Source organism: Lysobacter claricitrinus (assembly GCF_045866565.1).
In the GTDB taxonomy this organism is placed as follows: domain Bacteria; phylum Pseudomonadota; class Gammaproteobacteria; order Xanthomonadales; family Xanthomonadaceae; genus Cognatilysobacter; species Cognatilysobacter claricitrinus.
This window is the reverse complement of sequence record NZ_BAAFZV010000001.1, coordinates 157,614-178,681: the sequence shown is the minus strand read 5'-3', so window position 1 is coordinate 178,681 and position 21,068 is coordinate 157,614. Positions and strand designations below refer to the sequence as shown.

The window sequence follows — 21,068 nt, the reverse complement described above, 5'->3', positions numbered from 1 at the left end:
GCGCCACCGGCGATTGGCTTGCCGGTGGCGTTTTCGTTTCAGGTACCGCGAAGCTCGCCTGCCAGGCGCAAGAGGCCGGCGCTGGCGGTCATGGGCCAGTACTCGTCGACGTCAGCCGTCAACGCGCTCGGCTGCGGATTGATTTCGAGAACATGGATGCCCAGACGTCGCGCGAGGCCCGGCAGCGACGCCGCCGGCTGCACCAGGCCCGACGTGCCGACCACGACGACGCGGTCGGCGCCGCGAATGGCATCGACGCCGGCGGACCACGCCTCGTCGGGCAACGCTTCGCCGAACCATACGACGCCGGGACGCTGCCGGCCGCCACAGGCCGCGCAACGTGGCGGCGCTTCGCGATGTCCATCGGCGTCGCCTTCGTAGGGCGCGACGATCGGGTCCGGTTCGGACATCGCGCCGCAATCGATGCACCGCGAACGCAGCAGGTGCCCGTGCAGGTGATGCACGCGCGAGCTGCCGGCGCGTTCGTGCAGGTCGTCGACGTTCTGGGTGACCACGGCGATGTCGAAGCCGTCGCTTTCCAGCGCGGCGATCGCGGAATGACCGGCATGCGGTTGCACGCGTTGCACCTGCGCGGCGCGCCAGCGGTACCAGCCCCAGACGAGGTCGGGGTCGCTACGGAACGCCTCCGGTGTCGCGAGGCGTTCGGGATCGAAGCGCGCCCACAGGCCGGTCAGCGCGTCGCGAAACGTCGGCACGCCGCTTTCGGCGGACATGCCTGCGCCTGTGAGGAAGGCGACCTTCATGCGATGCACGTCGCGTCGATCAGGAGGATGCCGGCGGCAGCGAGCGATCGCCGCGGAACGCCGGCAACGCGCCGACCATCTCCGCCAGGCTGTGCGCGAGTTCGCGCTCGGCCATCACCGCGCCGTCCGCGCCGCGCTCCAGCAGGTAGCGAACGCCCGCGTCGGAGTGCGCACGTGCGATCACGCTGATGGTCGGGTTGAGTTCGCGCAGCCGTTCGACGATCTCGCCGGCTTCGAACGCATTCGGAATCGCGACCAGTGCCATCTGCGCGCGGTCCGGCCGCGCTTCCGACAGCACGGCCGGATTGGCCGCGTGGCCGCGCACTGCGGGAATTCCCGCCGCGCGCGCGCGCTCCACCTGCGGTTCGTCGTCGTCGACCACCACCAGCGGAATCCCCTGGGCGCGCAGCAGCGGGCCCAGTTCGCTGCCGACGCGGCCATAGCCGATTAGGATCACGTGCGGCCGTTCGCCGTCCGGCAGCGGCGGCGACATGATGTCGAGCGGCGCGGGTGGTTCGCGCTCGCGTCGCGCCTCGATGCGGTCGTGCAGCGCGAACAGCAATGGATTGACGACGATCGACAGGATCGCCGCCGCGAGGATCAGGCTCTGCCCGTCCTTGGACAGCATGCCGAGCGACACGCCGAGGCCCGCGAGAATGAAAGAGAACTCGCCGATCTGCGACAGGCTCACGCCGAGCAGTCGCGCCGTGGCGGGCGACTTGCCCAACAGCCGCGCCACCGCCCACGCCACGACGGCGTTGCCGACCACCACGACCAGGAACGTCGCGAGCACGTTGACCGGCTCGTCGATGATGATCTTCGGATCGAACAGCATGCCGACCGATACGAAGAACAACACCGCGAACGCGTCACGCAGCGGCAGCGTCTCGTTCGCGGCCTGATGACTGAATTCCGATTCGCTGAGGATCAGCCCGGCGAAGAACGCGCCGAGTGCGAACGACACGCCGAACAGTTGCGCCGAACCGAACGCGACGCCCAGTGCGATCGCGAGCACGCACAGGGTGAACAGCTCGCGCGATCCGGTGCCGGCGACGCGTTCGAGCACCCACGGGATCACGCGTCGACCGACCACGAGCATGAACACGACGAAGCCGCCGACCTTCGCGACCGTCGTCAGCAGCGCCAGGCCGATATTGCCGCCCTCGCGTCCGCCCAGCGCCGGCAACAGCACCAGTGCCAGGACCATCGCGAGGTCCTCGACGATCAACCAACCGACCGCGATGCGGCCGCGCGAGGTGTCGAGCAGGCGTCGTTCCTCGAGCCCGCGCAGCACCACGACCGTGCTCGCCACCGACAGCGCCAGCCCGAATACGACGCCGGTGATGTTCGGCCAGCCGATCAGCCGCGCCAGGCCCCAACCGAGCGTGGTGACGACCACGATCTGCGCCAGCGCGCCGGGCAGCGCGATGCCTTTGACCTCGAGCAGGTCGCGCAACGAGAAATGCAGGCCAACGCCGAACATCAGCAGGATCACGCCGATCTCGGCCAGCTGCGGCGCCAGCGAGACGTCGGCGATGAAGCCCGGCGTGAACGGGCCGATCAACACGCCGGCCAGCAGGTAGCCCACCAGCGGCGATAGGCGCAGGCGGTGCGCGAGCCCGCCGAAAACGAAGGCGAGCGCGAAGCCCGCGACGAGCATGGCGATGAGCGAGGTGTGGGGCATCGGATCCGTCGGTGGCGAAAACGGCGGCGCGAGGCCGTTCATCACCTTAACCGTGACGCGTCTCCGCCACGTGGGCGCCGGGCCCGATGCGGCCGGCCGGTACAATGTCCGGATGATTGGTTTTCGTGATTTCGCGCTGCGCCGTGGCGAACGGCTGCTGCTCTCCGGTGTCGACCTCTCGCTGCACGCCGGATGGCGCGTGGGCGTGGTCGGCCGCAACGGCACGGGCAAATCGTCGCTGTTCGCGGCGCTGCAGGGCGAGGTCGAACCCGACAAGGGCGACATCGACATCCCCGGCCGCGCGCGCATCGCCAGCGTCGCGCAGGAAACGCCTGCGCTCGACGACAGCGCGCTCGACTTCGTGCTTTCAGGCGATGCGAAGGTGCACGCGGCGTTGCTCGCCGAGCGCGAAGCGACCGCGCGCGAGGACTGGGAAGCCGTTGCCGAAGCGCACCACGTGCTCGAGGAAATCGGCGGCTACGACGGCGAGGCACGCGCGGCCAAGCTGCTACACGGCCTGGGTTTCTCGCCGGAGACGCACGATCGACCGGTGAAGTCGTTCTCCGGCGGCTGGCGCGTGCGCCTCAACCTCGCGCGTGCACTGATGACGCCGAGCGACCTGCTGTTGCTCGACGAGCCCACCAACCACCTCGATCTCGACGCCGTGCTGTGGCTCGAACAGTGGCTGCTGAAATATCCCGGCACGCTGTTCGTCATCTCGCACGACCGCGAATTCCTCGACGGCCTGTGCAGCCACGTGCTGCACCTGCATTCGGGCACCGCCAAGCTCTACTCGGGCAACTACACGGACTTCGAACGCCAGCGCGCCGAGCAATTGCGCCAGCAGCAGATCGCGCACGAGAAGGAACAGGTCGAGCGCGCGCACCTGCAGAAGTTCATCGACCGCTTCAAGGCCAAGGCGAGCAAGGCCAAGCAGGCGCAGAGCCGCATGAAGCGCCTCGCCAAGCTTGCCGGCACCGAAGCCGTGCGCGCCGAGCGCTCGCTGCACATCGATTTCCCGGTGCCCGACAAACTGCCGCATTCGCTGCTCGGGCTCACACATGCCGATTGCGGCTACGGCAACATCACCATCCTGCGCGACATCATCTTCCGCCTCGAAGCGGGCGATCGGATCGCGCTGCTCGGGCCCAACGGCGCCGGCAAGTCGACGCTGGTGAAGTCGCTGGTCGGCGAGATCAACCTGCTCGCCGGCGAACGCGGCACGCACCCCGACCTGCGCATCGGCTACTTCGCGCAGCACACGGTGGAATCGCTGCGCAAGGGCGAGACGCCGATCGAACACCTGCAGAAGCTCGCGCCGGGTGTCGCCACGCAGCAGCTGCGCGATTTCCTCGGCAAGTGGCAGTTCCCGGGCGATCGCGCGTTCGAATCGGTCGACGGATTTTCCGGTGGCGAACGCGCGCGTCTCGCACTGGCCATGATTGCGTGGCGCAAGCCGAACGTGCTGCTGCTCGACGAGCCGACCAACCACCTCGACCTCGACATGCGCGAGGCGCTGGCCGAAGCGCTGAGCGATTTTGACGGCGCGATCGTGCTGGTCTCGCATGACCGCCATCTCATCGGCCTGGTCTGCGAAACGTTCTGGCGCGTGGCGGGCGGCGTCGCCCAGCCGTTCGACGGCGACCTCGACGAATACGCGGTGTGGCTGCGCACGCGCGAGAACGATCCCAAGCCAGCGGCGCCGGTTGCGGTCGCCGCACCGCCGCCGCCCGCGCCCAAGTCGGGCAAGAAGGCGAACCCGGTCAAGCTGGCCCAGGCCGAGGCGCGGGTTGCCGAACTGGAAGCGAAGCTGCAGGCGATCGACACGCAGCTTGCGGATCCGTCGAAGTTCGCCGACGCCGCACGCCTGGCGAGCGAGCGTGCCACCGCCGCGAAGGCATTGGCCGAGGCGGAAGCCGCGTTCCTGGCGCTGTACGACGCCGCCTGACGCCGCTGTCTGCTTGAAAACCCGCCGGGCAGCCCCATCGTCCCGGTCCGCGTTCCACGAATCGAAACCCGCTCATGCCCATCTACGCTTTCGAATGCGCCGCCTGCGGCCACGGCTTCGACCGCCTGCAGAAGCTGAGCGACGCCGATCCGACCGACTGCCCCGAATGCGGTGCGCCGCAGGTGCGGCGTCGGCTGACCGCCCCGCAGTTCCGCCTCTCCGGCGGCGGCTGGTACGAGACCGACTTCAAGAAGGACGGCGAGAAGAAGCGCAACCTCACGGAGTCCGGCGGCGCGTCGGGCGGTGACGCGAAGCCGGCGGCTGCGGCTCCCGCACCTGCGGCGCCGTCCACGCCCGCGCCGTCGTCCGGCTCATCGTCGTCCGGCTCGGGCAGCTCGGGTTCGTCCAGCGCGACCTGAATACGTCGACATCGGCCCGCCACGCGTGGGCCGGGTCCACGGCCGTCGCGGACGCTAAACTAGCCGGCTTATCCGCGCCCGCTTCCGGGGCGCCGCCGGAGTGTCCATGCGTACCCAGTTCTGCGGCCTCGTCGACGAGCGCCTGATCGGCCAGACCGTCACCCTTTGCGGCTGGGTCAACAGCGCGCGCGTCCAGAGCCACCAGACCTTCATCGACCTTCGCGACCACGAAGGCGTGGTCCAGGTGCTCGTCGAAAGCGACCAGCCCGAACTGTTCAAGGCGGCCGCCGAGCTCGGCAACGAGGACGCCGTCCGCGTGACCGGCACGGTGCGCGCGCGCTACGCCGCCAACGACAAGATCCCGACCGGTCGAGTCGAGATCGTGCCGACCTCGATCGAGGTGTTGAACAAGGCCGATCCTCTGCCGTTCCACGCGCACGAGAACGCGGGCGAGGACATCCGCCTCAAGTACCGCTACCTCGACATGCGCCGCCCCGAGATGCAGAAGATGATGCGCACGCGCATCAAGCTGGTCGCGGCACTGCGCCGGTACCTGGATGAGCGCGGCTTCCAGGACATCGAGACGCCGATCCTGACCAAGGCCACGCCCGAAGGCGCGCGCGACTTCCTCGTGCCGGCGCGCATGCATCCGGGCGAGTTCTACGCGCTGCCGCAGTCGCCGCAGCTGTTCAAGCAGATCCTGATGATGGCGGGCTTCGACCGCTACTACCAGATCGCGCGCTGCTTCCGCGACGAAGCGCTGCGCGCCGACCGCCAGCTCGAATTCACGCAGCTCGACATGGAGTTCGCGTGGGTGTCCGAGCGCGACGTGCAGGACACGGTCGAGGACATGATCCGCAGCGTGTTCCGCGACGTCATCGGCGTCGAACTCGATGCGCAGTTCCCGCGCATGACCTACGCCGAAGCGATGCGACGCTTCGGTTCCGACAAGCCGGACCTGCGCATCCCGCTGGAATTCACCGACATCGCGGACCTCGTCAAGAACTGCGAGTTCAAGGTGTTCACCGATTGGGCGAACCACGCGGACGGTCGCGTAATCGCGCTGCGCGCGCCGGGCGGTGCGCAGTTCTCGCGCAAGCAGATCGACGAACTCGGCGCGCATGCGGCGAAGTACGGCGCGAAGGGCGTCGCGTGGATGAAGATCGACGACGCGACGAAGGGCCGCGACGGCATCAACTCGCCGATCGCGAAGTTCCTCGACGACGCAACGCTCGACGCGATCCTGCGCGCCACGCAGGCGAACACCGGGGACGCCATCTTCTTCGGCGCGGCGACGTACAAGTCCGCGTCCGACTTCATGGGAGCACTGCGCATCAAGCTGGGCAAGGACCTCGGCCTCGTCGCTGATGGCTGGGCGCCGCTGTGGGTCACGGATTTCCCGATGTTCGAATGGGACGAGGAAGCGCAGCGCTTCGTCGCCCTGCATCACCCGTTCACCGCGCCCAGCGTCGACGATGAAGCCGATCTGCGCGCGAACGCGTCGACCGCGGTGTCGCGCGGCTACGACATGGTGCTCAACGGCAACGAGATCGGCGGCGGTTCGATCCGCATCCATCGCTCGGCCATGCAGTCGGCGGTGTTCGACCTGCTCGGCATCGGCCGCGACGAAGCCGAACTCAAGTTCGGCTTCCTGCTCGAAGCGCTTCGCTACGGCGCCCCGCCGCACGGCGGCATCGCCTTCGGCATCGACCGCATCGCCGCGCTGATGGCGGGCACGGAATCGATCCGCGACGTCATCCCGTTCCCCAAGACCACCGGCGCGCAATGCCTCATGACCGGCGCACCGTCGCCGATCCCGGACGCGCAACTCGCCGAGGTCCATGTGGCGGTGCGTCCTCGCGAGGCGAAGGCGGAGTGAGCCTGCAGATCCGCCGCGCGACGGTCGACGACGCGGCGACGCTGTCCTCGCTCGCCACTGCGACGTTCGTCGAGTCGTTCGGTCATCTGTATTCGCGCGAGGACCTGCGGGCCTTCCTCGACGACGCATACGACGTCGGCAAGCAGGCGACCATCCTGTCGCATCCCGATTACGCGGTGTGGCTGCTTGAAGACGACGGCCGCGCGGTCGGGCATTGCGCGGCGGGGCCGTGCGGGTTGCCGCATGCGGACGTCGCGCCGGGCGATCGCGAACTCAAGCGCCTCTACGTGCTGCGCGAGGTCCAGAACGGCGGGCAGGGCGCGCGGCTGATGGACACGGCGATGGCGTGGCTCGAACGCGACGGTCCGCACACGCTGTGGGTGGGCGTGTGGAGCGAAAACGCGGGCGCGCAGCGTTTCTACGCGCGCTACGGCTTCGAAAAGGTGGGCACGTACGAGTTCCCGGTCGGCCGCGTGCGCGATCTCGAATTCATCCTGCGGCGTCCGGCGCGCGGCTGATCGACGACGCACGCCGCGACGTCGCCCATGGCGTTCGTCACCCTTGCTCGACAGCGTGATCGGCCCGATGTCGCAGTGATGACGACTTCGCGCGTTCTGCTCGTGCATGGCCTGTGGATGCGACCGGCCTCGATGGCGGTGCTTGCGCGTCGCCTTGCGCATGAAGGCTTCGAAACCGAATTCATCGGCTACGCGAGTTCGCGCGAGCGGCCCACGCGGGCGATACGCGCGATCACCGAAGCCGCGCGCAGGAGCCCGTGCCATGTGATCGGCCACAGCCTGGGCGGACTGATGACGCTGACCGCACTCGACGCCGAGCCCGATCTGCCGGTCGAGCGAGTGGTCTGCCTCGGCTCGCCGCTGTGCGGCAGCGCGGCCGCGGATGGGCTGGCGCGGCTGCCGGGCGTCGGTCGCTGGCTTGGCACGAGCCGACGCCTGCTGCGCGACGGCTGCCGGCCCTGGCACGGGCGCGCGGAGGTCGGCTCGATCGCCGGCACCCTGCCGCTCGGGCTCGGTCGGGTCATCGGCCGCATCCACGGCCCCAATGACGGCACGGTGGCCGTTTCGGAGACGCGGCTGGAGGGCCTGGCCGACCATCTCATCGTCCACGCGACCCACAGCGGGCTGGTGCTGTCGCCCACCGCGGCGAGACAGGCGGCGACGTTCCTGCGTGAAGGGCGGTTCGAGCACTGAACGGGTCGCGGTGGCGAGCGGCCGATCCGGTAAAATCCGCGCCCCGTTTCCCTGTTTGTCCGGACGTGCCCGATGGGTCGTGGTCCCTCGATCGAAGCCCGCAAGAACGCCGTCGATTCCCAGCGCGGCAAGATCTTCACCAAGGTCATTCGCGAGATCGGCGTGGCCGCCCGCGCGGGCGGCGGCGATCCGTCCGGCAATCCACGCCTGCGCGCAGCGATCGATCGCGGGCTGCAGGTGAACATGTCGAAGGACGTGATCGAACGCGCGATCAAGAAGGCCACTGGCGAACTCGAAGGGGTCACCTACGAGGAAATCCGCTACGAAGGCTATGCGCCGGGCGGCGTCGCGGTGATCGTCGACTGCCTCACCGACAACAAGGTACGCACCGTCGCCGACGTCCGCCACGCGTTCTCGAAGTTCGGCGGCAACCTCGGCACCGACGGCTCGGTGTCCTTCATGTTCCACAAGCGCGGCGTGATCTGGTTCGGCGAAGGCGCGGACGAAGACCGCATCACCGAAGCGGCGATTGATGCCGGCGCCGATGACGTCGTCGTCTATCCGGAGGACGGTTCGATCGACGTGCTCACGGCGCCGGAATCGTTCGTCGAGGTGAAGGCCGCGCTCGAAGCCGCGGGCCTCGTGCCGGGCGAGGCGCAGGTGACGATGCGCGCCGAGAACGACGTCAAGGTCGAAGGCGACACCGCCAAACAGGTCGCCAAGCTGCTCGCGTGGCTGGAAGACATGGACGACGTGCAGCACGTCTATTCCAACGCCGAACTCGACGAGGACGCGTACGCCTGACGGCGGCGCAATCGTGACCCGCATCCTCGGTATCGATCCGGGCTCGCAACGCACCGGCGTCGGCTTCATCGACGTCGACGCGACGGGCAAATGCGCCTACGTCTCGGCGCACACGCTCAAGCTGCTCGACGCCGAGGACTTCCCCAAGCGCCTCGGGCTGCTCTGCGAGGGCCTCGACGCGCTGATCGACGAATGGAAGCCCGACCAGGTCGCGATCGAGACCGTCTTCATGGACAAGTCGGCGACCAGCGCACTGAAACTCGGCCACGCACGCGGCGCGGCGATCGCGACGGTGGTGCGTCGCGGCCTGTCGGTGAGCGAGTACGCGCCGCGCCTGATCAAGCAGTCGCTGGTGGGGCGCGGCGCGGCCGACAAGCAGCAGGTACAGCACATGGTGCGGCTGCTGCTGAACCTGCCCGAGCAGAAGATCCAGGCCGACGCCGCGGACGCGCTGGCGGTCGCGCTGACCCACGCCCACATGAGCGCGACCGCCGGCCGCACCGGCATCGCGGTCGCCCACCTGCGCCGGCGCGGCAGCTGAGACGGGCAGGGCGCACCGTGGTCGCAATGAGCGCACAATGCGCGCCGCCGGGTGGGCGGCACGGGATACGACGCATGATCGGACGGGTTCACGGCTTCGGGTGCAGCGCGCGCGTTCGCGCGGCATGCCCGCGCCCGCGTGGAGTCCTCGCGTGATCGGTCGCCTGCGCGGGATCCTCGTCCAGAAGCAGCCGCCCTGGCTGATGGTGGAAGTGGCCGGCGGCATCGGCTACGAGCTCGAGGCGCCGATGAGCACGTTCTACGACCTGCCCGAGGCCGGGCGCGAGGTTGTGCTCTTCACGCACTACGCGCAGAAGGAAGACAGCGTGTCGCTGTATGCCTTCCTGCGCGAAAGCGAGCGGCGGCTGTTCCGCGATGTGCAGAAGGTCACCGGCATCGGCGCGAAGATCGCGCTGGCCATTCTTTCCGCGGTGAGCGTCGATGATTTCGCGCGCCTCGTGCAGGCGGGCGATGTCACGGCGCTGACACGTATTCCCGGCATCGGCAAGAAGACCGCCGAACGCATCGTCGTCGAGCTGCGCGATCGTGCGGCCGACCTGATCGGTGCGGGTTCGTCGCTCGGCGTGAACACCGGCATGCCGGCCGATCCGCAATCCGAGGCGGTCGTCGCCCTGCAGCAGCTCGGTTACAAGCCGGCCGAAGCGGTGCGCATGGCCAAGGACGCCGCACAGGCCGGCGACGACACCGCGACCATCATCCGCAGGGCGCTACAGTCCGCGCTCCGCTGAGCGACGGACCGTTCCAGGACGTTTCATGACCGCATCCGCTTCCACGACCACGTCTTCCAACGGTGGCGACAACGGCCATGCCCACGGTCACGGGCATGCAGGGCTCGCCACGCTGGTGGTGGGCGCGGTCGGCGTCGTGTTCGGCGACATCGGCACCAGCCCGCTCTACACGATGCAGGAGATGTTCCTCTCGCATTACGGGCTGACGCCGGACGCGCACACCGTCAAAGGCCTGCTGTCGCTCGCGTTCTGGGCGCTGATGCTGGTGGTCACGCTGAAGTATGTGATCGTGATCATGCGCGCCGACAACGAAGGCGAGGGCGGCATCATGGCGCTCACCGCACTCGCGCAGCGTTCGCTGAAAAGCGGATCACGGCTGAATTACACCGTCGGCATCCTCGGCATCTTCGGTGCGTCGCTGTTCTTCGGCGACGGCATGATCACGCCGCCGGTCACCGTGCTCGGTGCACTCGACGGCCTGCGTGTCATCTCGCCTGCGTTCGGCCACTGGGTGATGCCGGTCGCGCTGGTGATCCTCGTCGCGCTGTTCTCGTTCCAGCGCTTCGGCACCGATCGCGTCGGCAAGACGTTCGGGCCGGTGATGATCGCGTGGTTCATCGCGCTGGCATTGCTCGGCGCGCACAACATCGTGCGGTATCCGTCGGTACTCGACGCGTTGAACCCGTACTGGGCGTTCAACTTCTTCACCACGCACGGCGGCCACGCGCTCTTCATCCTGGGCGCCGTGGTGCTCGCCATCACCGGTGGCGAAGCCCTGTACGCCGACATGGGCCATTTCGGCAAGAAGCCGATCCGCTGGGGCTGGTTCGCGTTCGTGCTGCCGGCGCTGGTGCTCAACTACTTCGGCCAGGGCGCGGTGCTGCTGCAGAACCCGGCGGCGCGCGCGAATCCGTTCTACATGTCGATGCCCGACTGGGCGCAGATCCCGATGCTCGGCCTTGCCACCGTCGCCGCGGCGATCGCATCGCAGGCGGTGATCACGGGCGCGTATTCGGTGACGCGACAGGCGATCCAGCTCGGTTACCTGCCACGCCTGACCATCAAGCACACCTCGCGCCAGACCATCGGCCAGATCTACGTGCCCTCGGTGAACTGGATGCTGCTCGGCGCGGTCATCCTGCTGACGCTGTCGTTCCAGAGCGCGACCAACCTCGCCACCGCGTACGGCCTGTCGGTGACCGGCACGATGCTGATCGACACGCTGCTGCTGGCGGTGGTCGCATATACGCGCTGGGACGACTCGCGCAAATGGGTGCTGCCGCTTTGCGGCGTGTTCCTGATCGTCGACCTCGCCTTCCTCATCGCCAACGGCGGCAAACTGCTGACCGGTGTCGGCGCATGGGTGCCGCTTTTCATCGGCATCACCTCGTTCACGCTGATGCGCACCTGGCGCCGCGGCCGCGCGCTGCTGCACGAGGAAGTGCGCAAGGAAGGCATCCAGCTCAACGTGTTCCTGCCGGGGCTGATGCTGTCGCCGCCGGTGCGCGTGCCGGGCACGGCGGTGTTCCTCACCGCCGATCGCGGCGTTGTGCCGCAGGCGCTGCTGCACAACCTCAAGCACAACAAGGTGCTGCACGAGCGCAACGTGTTCCTCACCGTCGAGCCGATGACGGTGCCGATGGCGCCGAAGGACAAGCGCCTGAAGATCGAATCGATCGGCGACGACTTCTATCGCGTGACCATCAAGTTCGGCTTCATGGAAACGCCGGACGTGCCGCTCGCGTTGATGCGGTCGTGCGACAGGGGCGGCATCCATTTCGACCCGATGGACACCACCTACTTCGCGAGCCGCGAGACCATCGTCGCCAGCAAGCATCGCGGCATGCCGTTCTGGCGCGACAAGGTGTTCGCGCTCATGCATCGCAACGCGGCGCCGGCGACGACGTTCTTCCGCATCCCCGGCAACCGCCTCGTCGAGCTGGGCGCGCAGGTCGAGATCTGAGCGTCGCACCGCGTGAGCGGCGCCGGGCCATAATCCCGGTATGACCGAGACCCGCATCATCGCCGCCGGCGCGACGTCGGAAGACGCCGCCGTCGAGGCCAGCATCCGCCCCAAGCGCCTGGACGAATACCTCGGCCAGGTGCCGGTGCGCGAGCAGATGAAGATCTACATCGAGGCCGCCAAGGGCCGTGGCGAAGCGCTCGACCACGTGCTGATCTTCGGCCCGCCCGGCCTCGGCAAGACCACGCTGAGCCAGGTCATCGCCAACGAACTCGGCGTCAACCTGCGGCAGACCTCCGGCCCGGTGATCGAGAAGGCCGGTGACCTCGCGGCGCTGCTCACCAACCTGCAGCCGCACGACGTGCTGTTCGTCGACGAGATCCATCGCCTGTCGCCGCTGGTCGAGGAAGTGCTCTACCCGGCGATGGAGGATTTCCAGCTCGACATCATGATCGGCGAGGGCCCGGCGGCGCGTTCGATCAAGATCGACCTGCCGCCGTTCACGCTGATCGGCGCCACCACGCGCGCCGGCCTGCTCACCGCGCCGCTGCGCGACCGCTTCGGCATCGTGCAGCGCCTGGAGTTCTACAGCGCCGAGGAACTGACGAAGATCGTGCAGCGGTCCGCGCACATCCTCGGCATCGCCTGCACGCCGGACGGCGCCGCGGAAATCGCGCGCCGCTCGCGTGGTACGCCGCGTATCGCCAACCGCCTGCTGCGCCGCGTGCGCGACTTCGCGCAGGTGCGTGGCGACGGCAACATCACCAGCCAGACCGCGTTCGACGCGATGACGATGCTCAAGGTCGATCCGGAAGGGTTCGACGAGCTCGACCGGCGCCTGCTCGGCATCGTCATCGAATCGTTCGACGGCGGTCCGGTCGGCGTGGAATCGCTGGCCGCGGCGCTCAGCGAGGAACGCGGGACGCTCGAGGACGTCGTCGAGCCCTACCTGATCCAGCAGGGCTACCTGATCCGCACCGCGCGCGGCCGCATGGCCACGCAGAAGGCGTACCGGCATCTCGGCTTCACCCCGCGGACCAAGGCGACCGATCTGTTCGAGCCGCCGGCCGTCTGACCGCGTAATCCGGGTGGCGACCTCGCCGTCGTAATGACGCACGGCCGTGCAATCCGCCGCCGACTGAATGCCGCGCGAACCGTGCGGTCGATCCCGTCGTCGCGCGGCGGGTAGACTGGCCCGCCCCCGCACGCACCGCACGGAGCGCATGTTCAGCCTTCCGGTCCGCATCTACTGGGAAGACACCGACGCCGGCGGCGTGGTCTACCACGCGCGCTATGTCGCCTTCCTCGAGCGCGCGCGCTCGGAGTGGATGCGCGCGAACGGCCATGGACAGGCGTCGCTGCAGGCCGCGGGCCTGGTGTTCGCGGTGCGCGCGATGACGCTCGATTTCCTCAAGCCCGCACGCCTCGACGACGCCCTAGACGTGCGTTGCGAGTTGGCCGAATGCCGCCGCGCAAGCCTGATGTTCCGGCAGTCGATCGACCGCGACGGGGAACGTCTTCTCGACGCCACGGTCCGAATCGCTGCACTCGATGCGGCGACGTTCCGTCCCGCGCCGATCCCGGCCGGGCTGCACGCGCAGCTCGCCGCCCTTCAAACCCCGATCTGACCGTCCGCCGCATGGACCGGAGAGCCCGAATGACCGCATCGCATCGCCCGCGCACGCTCCTCACGCACCTGGCCATGGAGGCCGCCCGATGAGCGCGATGTCGCTGATGCTGCAGTCCGCACCGAGCGCGTTGCCGGACGCGACGCCTGTCGATGCGCACCCGCTCGCCGACGCCGCACAGGCCGCGACAACCGCGGCGACGCCGGCCGGCTCGCTCGACCTCGTGCAGCTGGTCACGCACGCCAGCCTTCCGGTGCAGCTGATCATGCTGCTGCTGATCGTCGCGTCGATCGGCTCGTGGGTGATCATCTTCCGCAAGTCGGCGCTGCTGCGTCGCGCCAAGCGCGAAGCGGTGCAGTTCGAGGAGCGTTTCTGGTCGGGTTCCGAACTCACCAAGCTCTACGAAGGCGCCAGCGGCCGAGGGCGCGACGTCGGCGGCATGGAAGCGATCTTCGAAGCCGGTTTCCGCGACTTCAACCGCCTGCGCCAGCGCCGCGGCGCCGATACCGATGCACAGCTCGAAGCCGCGCAGCGCGGCATGCGCGCCACCGCGTCGCGCGAACTCGACTCGCTGGAACACAATCTCGAACTGCTCGCCAACATCGGCTCGACGTCGCCTTACATCGGACTGGTCGGCACCGTATTCGGCATCATGGTGACGATGCATTCGCTGCTTGCGAGTTCGCAGCAGGTCGGTATCAAGGACGTTGCGCCGGGTATTTCCGAAGCGCTGCTCGCCACCGCGATGGGTCTGTTCGTGGCGATTCCCGCGGTGTGGGCGTACAACCGGTTCGCGACCGCGGTGGAGCGGCTCGCGTCGCGCTACGAGGCGTTCGCTGAAGAGTTCTCGTCCATCCTGCAGCGACAATCGCACCTCGAGGGCTGAGCCATGTCGCTCGCGCTCAGGCGGCATCGTCGCCGCAAGCTCAAGTCCGAGATCAACGTCGTGCCGTACATCGACGTGATGCTCGTGCTGCTCGTCATCTTCATGATCACCGCGCCGCTGCTGAACCTCGGCGTCGACGTGGATCTGCCGAAGTCGAACGCGAAGTCGCTGCAGCAGAAGACCGATCCGGTGGTCGTGCAGGTCGATGCCGACGGCAACTACTTCCTCGCGGTGAAGGCCGGCAGCAACGAGGCCGTGACCGGCGCGCAGCTCACCGCGCGGCTGTCGACGATCGTCGCGCAGAACCATGACGCGCAGGTGCTGATCGGCGCCGATGCGAAGGCGAGCTACCAGACCGTCACCGACGCCATCGACCTGCTGAAGAAGGCGGGCGTCGACAAGGTGTCGCTGATCAGCTCGCCGAAGGGCCAGGCGAAGTGAAGGTCCGCCCGGCCGACGACGCCACCGCGATCGCGTTGGCGATCGGGTTGCACGTCGTGCTGGCGTTGCTGCTGTGGTTCGCGATGCGGCCGCACGACCTGATGCAGGCCAGCGCCGGCGGCATGGCGGCGGATGTCGTCGACGTCGGCCAGCTGTCGTCGGCGATGCAGCGCACGCTGCGCCATCGCCCGGAACCCGTCGAGGACGCGCTGCCCGAACCCGTGCCGGAGCCCGAGCCCGAAACCGCGCCGCCGGAGGCGCAGCCCAAGCCGCAGCAACAGCTGACGCAGCCGGACGAGGTCGAGCAGCAGGCGGTGGTCGACACGCCGACGCCGCAGAAGGCGACCGAAACCAAGGTGCAGGACGAGAAGCATCGCCAGGACCAGGCCGACCTCACCACGCCGGTCGACGCGCAGCAGCAGGCGCAGCAGCGTCAGCAGGACCAGAAGGAAGCGCAGCTGGCGGAGATCCGTCGTCGCCGCGCCGCGGCGTCGCGCGAAGCGATGGCGGCGGAGCAGCGTCTTGCCCAGTTGACCGCGCCGCGCGCCGCGTCGGCGTCGCAGCTGGCCGCCGAGGCCGATGCGCAGGCCGCAGGCAGCGGGCCGGCGGACGACGGGCTGCTCGGTCGCTATGCGTCCGCGCTGCAGGAGGCGATCCGAGCGAAATGGGTGCGTCCCGACAACATCCCGCCCAATGCGATGTGCCGGCTCGTGATCCGCCAGCTTCCCGGTGGCGAAGTGATCGACGCGCAGGTCACCTCGCCCTGCGTCTACGACGAGGCGGGCCGCCGATCGATCGAGGCCGCGGTGCTCAAGGCGCAGCCGTTGCCGTACGCGGGCTTCGAGAAAGTCTTCAAGCGCGAGCTCACGCTCAATTTCCGCGCGCCCTGAACGGCGGGCGATGCGTCCGCTGTCAAGACGCTAAACGGTTCAGGTGTGAGCTAGGATTCACGAACGGGCTGCTACCTGTATGCGCCCGCCGGAACGAGAGGAATCGCGATGGGTCGTCTGGTTTCGTGTCTGATCCTGTGCTTCGCCTGCCTGTTGCCGATGGCCGCGGGCGCGCAACAGCAGGGCCTTGAGATCGACATCGTCGGCGGCAACGCGGCCGCGCTGCCGATCGCGGTAGTGCCGTTCCAGAACGGCACCGGCGCCACCGACGAGGCCGCAATCGTCGCGGCGGACCTCAATCGCTCCGGCCAGTTCAAGTCGTTGCCGGTCGACGGCCTGCCGGAACGGCCTACGCGCGGCGAAGACGTCAACTATCCGGTCTGGCGCGCAATCAACCAGGACTACGTCGTCGTCGGCCGCGTGCTCGATGCGGGCGGCGGCGCATTCCGCGTCGAATACGAACTGCTGGACGTCGCCAAGCAGACGCGTCTCCTTGGCTTCGCGCTCACCGCGCGCAGCGGGCAGATGCGCGACGTCGCGCACCAGATCGCCGACGCGATCTACGAGAAGGTCACCGGTGTGCGCGGCGCGTTCTTCACCCGCATCGCCTACGTGACGCAGAGCGGGGCCGGCAACGGCGCGCGTTACGCGCTGGTCGTGGCCGACAGCGATGGCTACAACCCGCAGACCGTGGTGCGTTCGACCGAACCGCTGATGTCGCCGTCGTGGAGCCCGGACGGCGCGCGCCTGGCCTATGTTGGTTTCGAGGGCGGCAACTCGGCGATCTACATCCAGACCATCGCGACCGGTGCGCGCGACGTCGTCGCGCACTTCCGCGGCATCAACGGTTCGCCGGAGTTCTCGCCGGACGGTCGTCGCCTCGCGATGACGCTGTCGCGCTCGGGTAATCCCGAGGTTTACGTGATGGACCTCGGCAGCCGCGCGCTGACGCAGGTCACGAACCATTATTCGATCGACACCGAACCGACGTGGAGCGCGGATGGTTCGCGCATCTACTTCACCTCCGACCGCGGCGGCCGCCCGCAGATCTACAGTGCGTCGGCATCCGGCGGCAGCGCGACGCGCGTGAGCTTCCAGGGGTCGTACAACGCGAGCGCCACGGTCTCGTACGACGGCAAGAAGATCGCCACCGCGCAGGGCGCCGGCAACACGTATCGCATCGCGCTGATGGACTCGAGCCTCGGCAGCGCGCGCTGGAGCCTGTTGTCGCCCGGCAACCTCGATGAATCCCCGAGCTTCGCGCCCAACGCGAGCATGCTCATCTACGCCGCGCGCGAAGGCGGACGCGGCGTGTTGTACGCGCTGTCGGCCGACGCCCGCGTCCGCCAGCGCCTCGTACTCGCGGATGGCGACGTCCGCGAGCCGGCCTGGGGCCCATACCGCACGCCGCGCTGACGCGGCCGACGTCCATCCGAAACGCCAACGAAGGAAATCACGAATGAACGCCAAGTCCGCCAGCAAGCTCCTGATCGTCGCCGCGATGTGCACCCTCGCGATGGCGTGCTCGAAGAAGGTCAAGGAAACGCCGCCCGTCGACAACGGCACCGTCGGCACCACGCAGCCCGTGATCGACAACGGCCCGACCACCGCCGGCATGTACGGCCCGAACGATCTCGACACCGACACCTGCCTGCGTCAGCGCATCGTGTACTTCGATCTGGACCAGGACACGCTGAAGCCGGAATTCCAGGCGATCGTGAACTGCCACGCGAAGTACCTGCGCGACCGCCCGTCCTCGCGCATGACGCTCGACGGCCACGCCGACGAGCGCGGCAGCCGCGACTACAACCTCGCGCTGGGCGAGCGCCGCGCGAATGCGGTGTCTTCGGCGATGCAGGCCGCGGGCGGCCAGTCGTCGCAGATCACCACGAACAGCTTCGGCGAAGAGAAGCCGATCTGCACCGATTCCGGTGAAGGTTGCTGGTCGAAGAACCGTCGCGTCGAAATCAGCTACAGCGCGCGCTGACCGATACGCGTTCGTCGCGAACGGGCCGCCACGCGCGGCCCGTTTCCGTTTGCGACGCGCATTCATCGACGCGACAGTCGGATCGCCGCCCGCACGCGGCATACTCGATCGCACGATCGGAACCCCGGGGAATCGTCATGACCGCACCGCGCGCACTCGCGCTCGCCATCGCACTGGTCCTCGTCGCGCCGTTTCCGGCGGCCGCGCAGCGCGCAAGCCTTGCCGACCGTGTCGCCGCGCTCGAGGTGCGTGCGGCAAATCCGCAGAACGTGGACCTGGTGAACCAGATCGCGCAGCTGCGCAACGAAGTGCAGTCGCTGCGTGGCCAGCTCGAGGAATCGCAGCAGGCGAACGAACAACTCCGCGCGTCGCTGCGCACGCAGTACCTCGATGTCGACGGCCGCCTGCAGCGCCTAGAAGGCGGCGCGGCGCCTGCGCCCGCGGCATCGCCCGCGTCCACGGCCAAGGCCGGTGCGACAGGCGCGGTCGCAGCAGCGCGTCCCCCGGCCACCGCCAAACCGCCGGCCGGCACGGCCGCACCGGCGAAAGCGACGAAGCCGGCCCCCGCGGCCGCCGCCGGCAGCGCGACGCCGACCGGCGCCGAACTGGCTGCCTACAACGCCGCGTTCGATGCGCTGAAGGCCGGCAGCTACGCCGATGCATCACGCCTGTTCTCCGACTTTCTCGACCGTTACCCGGGCGGCGTGTACGCGCCGAACGCGCTTTACTGGCTGGGCGAGAGCTACTACGCCACGCACAACTATGCGCAGGCGATCGAGCCGTTCACGCAGTTGCTGGACCGCTTTCCGACCCACGACAAAGCGCCGGGCGCGGCCCTCAAGCTCGGCCTGACCCGCCAGAACCTGCACGACGACGATGCGGCCCGCGGCGCCTACGCGGACGTGGTCGCCCACTATCCGGGCACCGATGCGGCCCGGTCCGCAGCCGACCGCCTGCGCGCACTGGGTCGCTGATCGCCTGAACGGGCACGCTCGCCTGCGCCGGCCGGGGCGGGCGGGGCGGTAAAATCGCCGGATGAGCGTCCCCGTCACCGCGGCCGCCGCAGCGCCGGAGCGCCTGCGGCTGACCGAGATATTCCTGTCCCTGCAGGGCGAGTCGAACAGCGTCGGCTGGCCGACCGTCTTCGTGCGCCTCACCGGCTGTCCGCTGCGCTGCCAGTACTGCGACACCACGTATTCGTTCCACGGCGGCGACTGGTGGGAGATCGACGCGATCCTCGCCGAAGTCGCGCGCCTCGGCGTCCGCCACGTGTGCGTGACAGGCGGCGAGCCGCTGGCGCAGAAGCGCTGCACGATCCTGCTGAAGCGCCTGTGCGACGCCGGCTACGCGGTGTCGCTGGAAACCTCCGGCGCGCTCGACGTCGGCGACGTCGATCCACGCGTATCGCGCGTCGTCGACATCAAGACGCCCGGCTCGGCCGAAGTACACCGCAACCGCTGGGAGAACATCCCGCTGCTGACGCCGCACGACGAGATCAAGTTCGTGATCTGCTCGCGCGAGGACTACGAGTGGTCGCGTGCCATCGTCGCCGAGCATGCACTGACCTCGCGCTGCGACGTGCTGTTCTCGCCGAGTTTCGGCCAGGTCGCGCCCCGCGAACTCGCGCAGTGGATCGTCGACGACCGGCTGCCGGTGCGCTTCCAGCTGCAGCTGCACAAGATCCTCTGGGGCGACGAACCCGGGCGTTGACGTGTCGCGCGGCGTGATGCATCGCTCCGGTGCATGTCCACGCAGCGCGCGTCGGCATCCGCTCGTCGCATGACTCCGCATTCTTTCGTTCGACGCCTTGATGACATCCACTTCCTTCCCCGCCCGCAGGGCCGTCGTTCTTCTTTCCGGCGGCATGGATTCCGCTGTCGTCGTCGCCATGGCGAAGGCGCAGGGGTTCGACGTCTACGCGCTGAGCGTTCGCTACGGCCAGCGGCATACCTCGGAGCTCGACGCAGCGGCGCGCGTGTCCCACTCGCTCGGCGTGATCGAGCACAAGACGGTCGTGGTCGACCTCGGCACCATCGGCGGTTCGGCGCTGACCGATAGCGCGATCGACGTGCCGACCTCCGGCGATACCGGTTCGAGCATCCCGGTCACCTACGTGCCGGCGCGCAACACCATCATGCTGTCGATCGCGCTCGGCTGGGCCGAGGTGCTCGGTGCGAACGACATCTTCTGCGGCGTGAACGCGGTCGACTATTCGGGTTATCCGGACTGCCGCCCCGAGTTTGTCGCCGCGTTCGAGCGCCTCGCCAACCTCGCGACCAAGGCGGGCGTCGAAGGCGCCGGCCTGCGCGTGCACGCACCGCTGCAGTTCATGAGCAAGGCCGACATCGCGCGTGAAGGCGTACGCCTCGGCGTGGATTTCGGGCTCACCGTGTCGTGCTACCAGGCCGACGCCGACGGCCGCGCCTGCGGGCAGTGCGACGCCTGCCGCCTGCGCGCGCAGGGTTTCGAAGCGGCCGGTGTCGCCGACCCCACGCGCTACGTCGCGGGCTGAAGCCAGCGGGCGTCTGCGGTAAGATCGCGCCCCCGGCGACGCCGGGCTATGTGGGTCGTTAGCTCAGTCGGTAGAGCATCGGACTTTTAATCCGCTGGTCGATGGTTCGAATCCATCACGACCCACCATTCATGCGCCGGGCGCGCTTCGTAAGCCCATCGCGACGGACTGACGCGCCATCCGAGCACGCGGGACTTTTCGCCGAATGCGCCCCGCAGAATCCTTCCGGCCGTCGTGAGGCTTGATCGACGCCAAGACGCTGCCGGCCGCGCGGGGAGACAATAGCGCCATGCCCGCCGTCGCCCGCACACCGTCCGCAGTGCTCGCCCTCGTGGCGGTGTTGCTGCTCGCGTTGTTGCCGACGATCGGCCGGCTCGGCGCGGGTCCGGTCGCCTGTGCCGATGGCGAGGCCACGCCCTCGCACACAATGCAGCAATCGATGCACGGGATGTCGATGCACGACATGGCTGGCATGACGCCGGAACAGCATCGCGTGCACATGGCGATGATGGCGCGCATGGCGGCGCGCGCGCCGGCTCCCGAACGCGCGCCGTCGCACGACAGCCACGATTGTCCGTATTGCCCGCTGCTGTCGGGCCTGACCGATGCCTCCCGCGTGTCGTGGTCGCCCGCGGCGCCGCTCGCGCTCGCGCCGTGGTCGGTGCGCGCGGTCGTGCAACGCGCTACCGCCGCGCCGGTGCCTGCACTCGGTGCACAGGGTCCGCCGCCCTACATCGCGACCTGAACGCTGCGCGGCCCGCCG

The 21,068-nt window shown here is 68.6% G+C and carries 22 protein-coding genes and 1 tRNA gene; 21 read left to right on the top strand and 2 right to left on the bottom strand.

Features of this window, described 5'->3' with window-relative positions:
• Nucleotides 1-38 precede the first annotated feature (38 nt).
• Together ACKTTN_RS00740 and ybaL are read right to left on the bottom strand one after the other, a co-directional pair.
• Nucleotides 39-764 carry an SIR2 family NAD-dependent protein deacylase gene (locus tag ACKTTN_RS00740; RefSeq protein ID WP_407907966.1) on the bottom strand — a complete coding sequence of 242 codons (726 nt, stop codon included), beginning with the start codon at nt 762-764 and terminating at the stop codon, nt 39-41.
• A 19-nt stretch (nt 765-783) separates the two neighbouring features.
• Nucleotides 784-2,448: a YbaL family putative K(+) efflux transporter gene (ybaL, locus tag ACKTTN_RS00735; protein ID WP_407907965.1), complete on the bottom strand. Its 1,665-nt coding sequence runs from the start codon at nt 2,446-2,448 to the stop codon at nt 784-786.
• Between the two features lie 112 nt (nt 2,449-2,560).
• On the opposite strand from ybaL, the gene ACKTTN_RS00730 reads away from it, so the two are divergent.
• From ACKTTN_RS00730 to ACKTTN_RS00630, 21 genes are all read left to right on the top strand, one after another.
• Complete coding sequence (locus tag ACKTTN_RS00730) at nt 2,561-4,396, top strand: ABC-F family ATP-binding cassette domain-containing protein (RefSeq protein WP_407907964.1); 1,836 nt, start codon at nt 2,561-2,563, stop codon at nt 4,394-4,396.
• A gap of 74 nt (nt 4,397-4,470) precedes the next feature.
• A complete protein-coding gene (locus ACKTTN_RS00725) occupies nt 4,471-4,815 on the top strand; it encodes an FmdB family zinc ribbon protein (protein WP_407907963.1) in 345 nt (114 codons plus the stop codon).
• 106 nt (nt 4,816-4,921) lie between these two features.
• The gene (gene aspS, locus ACKTTN_RS00720; protein WP_407907962.1) at nt 4,922-6,694 is read left to right on the top strand and encodes an aspartate--tRNA ligase; all 1,773 of its coding nucleotides are present in this window, start codon (nt 4,922-4,924) and stop codon (nt 6,692-6,694) included.
• Complete coding sequence (locus ACKTTN_RS00715; protein WP_407907961.1) at nt 6,691-7,212, top strand: GNAT family N-acetyltransferase; 522 nt, start codon at nt 6,691-6,693, stop codon at nt 7,210-7,212. The genes aspS and ACKTTN_RS00715 overlap by 4 nt, the downstream gene beginning before the upstream one ends.
• A gap of 78 nt (nt 7,213-7,290) precedes the next feature.
• Nucleotides 7,291-7,905 carry a lipase family alpha/beta hydrolase gene (locus ACKTTN_RS00710; RefSeq protein ID WP_407907960.1) on the top strand — a complete coding sequence of 205 codons (615 nt, stop codon included), beginning with the start codon at nt 7,291-7,293 and terminating at the stop codon, nt 7,903-7,905.
• A 72-nt stretch (nt 7,906-7,977) separates the two neighbouring features.
• A complete protein-coding gene (locus ACKTTN_RS00705) occupies nt 7,978-8,709 on the top strand; it encodes a YebC/PmpR family DNA-binding transcriptional regulator (RefSeq protein ID WP_407907959.1) in 732 nt (243 codons plus the stop codon).
• 13 nt (nt 8,710-8,722) lie between these two features.
• Nucleotides 8,723-9,250: a crossover junction endodeoxyribonuclease RuvC gene (gene ruvC, locus ACKTTN_RS00700; protein WP_407907958.1), complete on the top strand. Its 528-nt coding sequence runs from the start codon at nt 8,723-8,725 to the stop codon at nt 9,248-9,250.
• A gap of 151 nt (nt 9,251-9,401) precedes the next feature.
• Nucleotides 9,402-9,998, top strand: a complete 597-nt coding sequence (gene ruvA / locus ACKTTN_RS00695; RefSeq protein ID WP_407907957.1) for a Holliday junction branch migration protein RuvA — start codon at nt 9,402-9,404, stop codon at nt 9,996-9,998.
• 25 nt (nt 9,999-10,023) lie between these two features.
• Complete coding sequence (locus tag ACKTTN_RS00690) at nt 10,024-11,961, top strand: potassium transporter Kup (RefSeq protein ID WP_407907956.1); 1,938 nt, start codon at nt 10,024-10,026, stop codon at nt 11,959-11,961.
• A 40-nt stretch (nt 11,962-12,001) separates the two neighbouring features.
• Entirely contained in the window at nt 12,002-13,036 is a 1,035-nt protein-coding gene (ruvB, locus tag ACKTTN_RS00685; protein ID WP_407907955.1) for a Holliday junction branch migration DNA helicase RuvB, read from the top strand.
• A gap of 148 nt (nt 13,037-13,184) precedes the next feature.
• A complete protein-coding gene (ybgC, locus tag ACKTTN_RS00680) occupies nt 13,185-13,589 on the top strand; it encodes a tol-pal system-associated acyl-CoA thioesterase (RefSeq protein ID WP_407907954.1) in 405 nt (134 codons plus the stop codon).
• 88 nt (nt 13,590-13,677) lie between these two features.
• On the top strand, nt 13,678-14,475 hold the full coding sequence (gene tolQ / locus ACKTTN_RS00675) for a protein TolQ (protein WP_407907953.1): 798 nt from the start codon (nt 13,678-13,680) through the stop codon (nt 14,473-14,475).
• Nucleotides 14,476-14,478: 3 nt separating this feature from the next.
• Nucleotides 14,479-14,916 (top strand): protein TolR, encoded by a 438-nt coding sequence (tolR, locus tag ACKTTN_RS00670; protein WP_407907952.1) that lies wholly within the window; start codon nt 14,479-14,481, stop codon nt 14,914-14,916.
• The gene (locus ACKTTN_RS00665; protein WP_407907951.1) at nt 14,913-15,806 is read left to right on the top strand and encodes a protein TolA; all 894 of its coding nucleotides are present in this window, start codon (nt 14,913-14,915) and stop codon (nt 15,804-15,806) included. The genes tolR and ACKTTN_RS00665 overlap by 4 nt, the downstream gene beginning before the upstream one ends.
• 108 nt (nt 15,807-15,914) lie before the next feature.
• The gene (tolB, locus tag ACKTTN_RS00660) at nt 15,915-17,222 is read left to right on the top strand and encodes a Tol-Pal system beta propeller repeat protein TolB (RefSeq protein WP_407907950.1); all 1,308 of its coding nucleotides are present in this window, start codon (nt 15,915-15,917) and stop codon (nt 17,220-17,222) included.
• Nucleotides 17,223-17,265: 43 nt separating this feature from the next.
• Nucleotides 17,266-17,793 carry a peptidoglycan-associated lipoprotein Pal gene (gene pal, locus ACKTTN_RS00655; protein WP_407907949.1) on the top strand — a complete coding sequence of 176 codons (528 nt, stop codon included), beginning with the start codon at nt 17,266-17,268 and terminating at the stop codon, nt 17,791-17,793.
• 137 nt (nt 17,794-17,930) lie between these two features.
• Nucleotides 17,931-18,767 (top strand): tol-pal system protein YbgF, encoded by an 837-nt coding sequence (gene ybgF, locus ACKTTN_RS00650; RefSeq protein ID WP_407907948.1) that lies wholly within the window; start codon nt 17,931-17,933, stop codon nt 18,765-18,767.
• 61 nt (nt 18,768-18,828) lie between these two features.
• On the top strand, nt 18,829-19,503 hold the full coding sequence (queE, locus tag ACKTTN_RS00645) for a 7-carboxy-7-deazaguanine synthase QueE (protein ID WP_407907947.1): 675 nt from the start codon (nt 18,829-18,831) through the stop codon (nt 19,501-19,503).
• A gap of 100 nt (nt 19,504-19,603) precedes the next feature.
• Nucleotides 19,604-20,305 carry a 7-cyano-7-deazaguanine synthase QueC gene (gene queC / locus ACKTTN_RS00640; protein WP_407907946.1) on the top strand — a complete coding sequence of 234 codons (702 nt, stop codon included), beginning with the start codon at nt 19,604-19,606 and terminating at the stop codon, nt 20,303-20,305.
• 52 nt (nt 20,306-20,357) lie between these two features.
• A tRNA-Lys gene (locus ACKTTN_RS00635) sits at nt 20,358-20,433 on the top strand.
• A gap of 161 nt (nt 20,434-20,594) precedes the next feature.
• A complete protein-coding gene (locus ACKTTN_RS00630; protein ID WP_407907945.1) occupies nt 20,595-21,050 on the top strand; it encodes a DUF2946 family protein in 456 nt (151 codons plus the stop codon).
• Nucleotides 21,051-21,068 lie beyond the last annotated feature (18 nt).